The following is a 5479-nucleotide window of genomic DNA, read 5'->3' as shown; positions in this document are numbered from 1 at the left end:
CCGCAACTCACCTGCAACTGGTGACAGACGGCAACGGCGCCGTGACCGATGCCAAGCTGAGCAACTCACTGGCGCCGGGTGTGGCCTTGGCCAAATCCGCCATGGACGCTTACGTGGGAGCCAGCAGCGGTGGAGAAACAACAGCTGCCGTTGTTGTGCTGACTGGCTACATGACTGCAAACACGTTGGGACAGCAAGACCTCAACGGTCATTTCTACGCAGCCAACCCAGTTTTCCCGGTCTGAGCGATCGCGAAAGACTGCCCTTGCGCCGATGGCGCAAGGGCAGACCCTCACAAGGAAATCGTGATGCCAGAAAGACGCATGGATTCATGGAACAGATGCAAGGCAGTGCTGTTGCTGCTGGCTTGCGTGCTTTTGACCGCTTGCGGTGGCAGTGGGGGCACTGAAGGCCGGGCCAACGCCGACTCCGACGATGGCACCATTGCCGGCTTGCTGGCCGCGCCCATCACCGAGGCGCAGGCGGTGCGGTTTTTGTGGAAGAGCTCGTTTGGGCCGACCACCGAGTCGATTGCACGGCTGCGGCAACTGGGCTATGCAAGGTTTGTGGATGAGCAGTTGGCCATGCCGGCGGGCGTGTACAGCGACTACATGCTGGGGTACATTGCGCCGACCAATGTCGCGGCTGTAGAACCGCGAGAGGCTTATTGTGCTCAGTTTCCGACCGAGACAATGACCGCTTGCACTTATTGGGCTTACTGGACCAATAGCGGACCGTCTACCAATTTTTTCAAAAGTGCATTGACTGACAGTGATCAATTGCGTTTGAGGGTGGCTTGGGCTTTGAGTCAGATCTTGGTTGTAAGTAATTCGCTATTACCGAAAGAAGCGTATGGCATGCGTCTTTATCAGCAGATGCTACGCGACCAGGCATTTGGAAACTACAAAACTCTTCTTGAGAGGGTGTCCAAAAGTCCACTGATGGGAGCGTATTTGAATTTGGACTCCTCTCACAAGGATGCTCCTAACCAAAATTACGCCCGAGAATTGCTCCAACTCTTCAGTGTCGGGGCATTTGCCAGGAATCCTGATGGAACATTTAAGTTGGGGGCAAATGGAAACCGCGTTGAAAACTATACCCAAGAACAAGTTAGAGATTTTTCTCGTGCATTGACTGGCTGGCGGGCCAATCAACGATGGGTGAGGGACATGGAGCCGTTTGGTGACGCACATGACTCAGGTTCTAAAGTTTTGCTCAATGGTGCATCAATTCCTGCAGGAACAAGCGCGTCGCAAGCCATGAGTCTGGTACTGACCAATGTGACTCAACACCCGAGCACGGCACCCAATATTTCACGTCAGCTGATTCAGTTTTTGGTGACATCACACCCTAGTCCTGCCTATGTGGCTCGTGTGTCCAGAGTTTTTAGCAGCACCGGCGGTGACCTGAGACTCGTTACCCGGGCTATATTGTTAGATACAGAAGCACTGAATCCACCCGAACAAAATGGCAAGTTGATCGAGCCCGTACTGTTTTTAACCGGTTTGCTCAGAAGTGTGGGATTCGTATCGGATGGGTATGCGCTCGACCAAGCAGCAAGTGCGATGGGACAGCGTCCTTTTGCAGCGCCTTCGGTGTTCAACTATTACTCACCAGAATTCGAGTTGCCACTCTCCTCTCGAAAGCTCAAGGCTCCCCAATTCGCATTGTTGGGATTCCAGTCCACTTCGGCAAAGTCGCAGTGGCTCAATACCCTGATCTATTCAGATGCGATACCTGCTCATTCACTCATGCCCAAGGCTCTCGCTACAGGGACCAGGCTGCTTTGGCCAGATGCATGGCTGGACTTGGCGGGCAGCAACCCGATGGGCTTGGTAGCGATGCTAGACACTCGACTGACAGGCGGGACTTTGTCAGCAAATGTAAAGCAATATATTGCCACCCGTGTTCAAACAATTTCAGGCTCAAGCAGCAGTCAGAAAATTGAACGACTGAGATTGGCTGTTTTCTTGATTTTCTCTTCCCCTCAGTTTTTGGTCAGATGATTGGATACAAAATGGACAGAAGAAATTTCTTGAAGACCATGTTGTCCTCTGGGGTCGGTGGCCTTTCTGCTTCGACTGTGCTGCTGAATTCTGGTGCTTCCGCCCAAAGTTTGTCAGATTACAAAGCGTTGGTTTGCCTTTTTCTGTACGGAGGCAACGATGGGTACAACGTGTTACTACCTGCTGACCAGTCGTTGCACACCCAGTATCTGAGTATGCGTCCTGTCTACAACGCTACCAGCAGAACTGGAGTAGGGGTTCCTTTCGATCAAGTTATTCCGCTGAATGGCCCTTCAGGTCAAAGTTTGGGCTTTCACCCTTCATTGGTCAGAATAAAGCAGCGGTGGACACAGGGACAGGTAGCGGTCATTCAAAATGTTGGCAATTTGGTCGAGCCTGTCAGTCGATCCAATCTCATGGTACGACAGCGTCCTACAGGATTGTTCGCTCACGACGAACAACAGGAAATAAGTATGCTGGCACGTTCTGATTCCCAAGGGGCGGGTACCGAGCAGGGATGGGGGGCCAGCGTTTGGAGCGCCTTGAATGGTAAATATGGATTGGCTTCGGCTGGAGTTAATTTTGCGATGGTCAGTTTCGGCGGCGCCAACCGTTGGCAAACTTCTCCGCTTATGCTGTATGACAACTTGCCTCCCAACCAGACGTTGAACTTTGCTCATTTGGACCATACGTCAGGTCTTTTGGGTTTAGGGCAGTCTTCAAGTCAGCCTTATGTGCGGAGCTATTCTAATCAGTTGGCGCATTTTCAGACGCAGTCCACGGCGCTGAACAGCATGGTAAGCAACCTAAACAGTCCGGGTTATCAAGCGTTTGCGACTACTGCAGGCGGGCAGAGTAGTAGCCTTCACAACCAATTACTTGCGGTGGTGCGGGCCATTGAAGCCCGTCAGCAATTGCAGGCACCGGGTCGACAGATTTTTTTTGTAGGCATGGGTGGCTTTGATACCCATGTGGATCAATATCTTATTCACTCTCAGTTATGGAATCAGATTGACAGTGCAAGTCATGCCTTTTTGACGGCTTTGGAAAGCTTGGGTATGGCTTCGCAAGTGACCCTGTTCACTATGTCGGAATTTGGACGCTCTCTAAGGATGAATGCATCAAATGGAACTGATCACGCTTGGTCTTCGCACCAATGGGTCATGGGCGGTGCGGTGCGAGGTGGTTTGTATGGCCGTGCAGCTGACATTACGCCTACCAGCGAAGACGTTGCGCCGTTTTCCACTGATGTTGTTATCCCTTCGACATCCATCAACCAGTACGCTGCCACCTTGGCCGCCTGGATGGGCTTGAACCCGACCGACCTCAACGCGGTGTTTCCGGATTTGCGCAATTTTGCGCAACCTAACCTGGGTTTCATGAACAGCTGATGCCTTGGCCATGTCCCTATTACCGATCAGACACGTGGTTCAATTCTTGAGCGAGGCATGTTGACATGCCCACCATCCTTCGTTACTTCATCAATGGCCTGTACGCAGACAGGCTTGATTTGGGTGCGGCTGCCAGCGACTACGTGCTGACCGACCAGCAGGTGGTGGCCACCGGCAGCGGTGGCGTCAACACCGTCTGGGCGGCTTTAGGGGTGGAGCTGGACGCTCGCAACTTGCTCGGCGGCACCGACGTGGTGGTGTTCAACCACCGCTGGGACCAGTACACCAAAGACATCAGCAGCGTCTCGGGCGCCATCGTCTTCAGCTACACCGACAGCACCAGCGGCCTGACCGAGAAAGTCACCGTGGCCAACGGCGCCACCACCCTGGGCCGCGACCAGCTCATCTTTGCCGATGGTGCGGTGCTCACCCACCACGCACGTGCAGCCCTGCAAAGCAGCCTGGGGGCGGCCCTCTCCAGCGTTGCAGGACAGGACAGCAGCCTGAGCAGCACAGCCTACAGCCCGCCCGAGCCTGCAGGCAACAAACTGCGGGCCTTTGCCTCGACCACCAGCGCCACAACCGGGGCCACCTTTGCCATGGCCGAAGAAGGCCAGAGCACCATCATCACGGGCACAAGCCGCATTGACAAGGTCTACGTCAAGGCCGGCGCCCAGGTCGATGCGCGCAACCTCTTTGCCGGTGAAGACCAGATCTACCTGACAGGCAACTGGTTGGACTACACCCGAAGCCTGACTGAAATCTCGGGCGCCATCACCTTCACCCGCACCGTCAACGGTGCCACGGAAAGGGTCATCGTCTCCAATGGGGCCACCAGCTTTGGACGCGATCGCCTGCACTTTGCCGATGGGCAGATGAGCTTCAACACCTTGAGCCAGGGCAATACAGGCTCCAACCCTTCAACGGCTCGTGTGCAAATTGTCTTCACTCCCAATGACAATGCGCCACAAACAGAAGACGTGGAGGTGAGCACCAACCCAAGCCAGGTGCAGGACATGACCGTGGACCTGAGGCGCAGCATGACCCCCGGCTCAGGCGGCTGGTACAGCGGCAACGTGCTGGTGTTCAGCGTGAGCCTGGCCGAAGCGGTCAACATCGACACGACAGGCGGCCAACCCCGGCTGGCCTTGCGCCTGGGCGAGCGCACCGCATGGGCCGACTACAGCGCGGCCCTCACTGGCCAGGGTGGGCAACAGGTGCAGGAGATCAAGTTCAGCTACACCGTGCAGGCAGGCGATGCGGCCCCCACGGGCCTGAGCGTGCAGGCCAACGCCTTGAGCCTGAACGGGGCGCAGATTCTGCTGAGCGCCACCCAGCAAGTGGCCGACCTCACGCACAGCGCCACTGCACTCGCCTCCAGCAGCCTGGGGATCAACACCGACATCAACGCCTCCAGAATGGCCCAGCTCAGCGGGCCACAACTGGCCGCGCTCAGCCGGGCGCAGGGGCAAGAGTTTGCCGCAGCCGGGGCCATGCAGGCGCTCAGCGACGCACAGATACTGGCCCTGCAGGCCAGCCTGATTGACCTGGTCCCGCCCGATCGTTGGGCACAGATGCAAGCGCCCAGCCTCTCGGGCCTGAGTGCCAGCCAGGTGACGGCCCTGAGCGCCGGGCAGGCCGCCCGCATGGACAGCCAGCAGCTGCTGGCCTTGGGCAGCAAGCTCAGCTGTCTCTCGGCCGATGCCATCGCGGCGCTGGATCTGGCCAGCTTGAGCCTGGAGCAGACGCACACACTCACGGGGCTGCAGCTGCACGCACTGCTGCAGCGAGGGCTGCTGCAGGCGCTGGCGCACCCGCCAAGTGCGCTGCAGTGGCATGCGCCCGACCCCCAGGGGCTGGGGCTGACCGAGCTGGGCAACAGCGCAGGCACCGACGATGCCGAGAGGGCCTTGCTGCACGACCACCTGGGCCAGCGCCAGAGCTTGCAGATGGCGCACATCAACACTCTGGCGCAGCTGCAGGCGCTGGCCAGTGCGGTGGACCGGCTGATGCTCACCGTCGCCGGGGGGCAGCCGCTTGTGGCACTGACGCCAGAGGACCTGGCCTTGCTGGGCATCCGGG

The 5479-nt window shown here is 57.2% G+C and carries 4 protein-coding genes; all 4 read left to right on the top strand.

The window, feature by feature from the left end; all coding sequences use genetic code 11:
- Window positions 1-245 (top strand): hypothetical protein (locus tag IC609_RS15950; protein WP_191820520.1); only part of this gene is annotated, 245 nt, incomplete at its 5' end.
- Between the two features lie 78 nt (window positions 246-323).
- Entirely contained in the window at window positions 324-2006 is a 1683-nt protein-coding gene (locus tag IC609_RS15945) for a DUF1800 domain-containing protein (protein ID WP_191820519.1), read from the top strand.
- A gap of 38 nt (window positions 2007-2044) precedes the next feature.
- Window positions 2045-3397, top strand: a complete 1353-nt coding sequence (locus IC609_RS15940; RefSeq protein WP_225224270.1) for a DUF1501 domain-containing protein — start codon at window positions 2045-2047, stop codon at window positions 3395-3397.
- 65 nt (window positions 3398-3462) lie between these two features.
- On the top strand, window positions 3463-5479 hold a 2017-nt coding region (locus tag IC609_RS15935), incomplete at its 3' end, for a hypothetical protein (RefSeq protein ID WP_191820517.1).

This window comes from Limnohabitans radicicola, assembly GCF_014837235.1.
Lineage (GTDB): Bacteria > Pseudomonadota > Gammaproteobacteria > Burkholderiales > Burkholderiaceae_C > Limnohabitans_A > Limnohabitans_A radicicola.
Note: the sequence above shows the minus strand (reverse complement) of the source record. Positions and strands in the feature narration are given on the sequence as shown.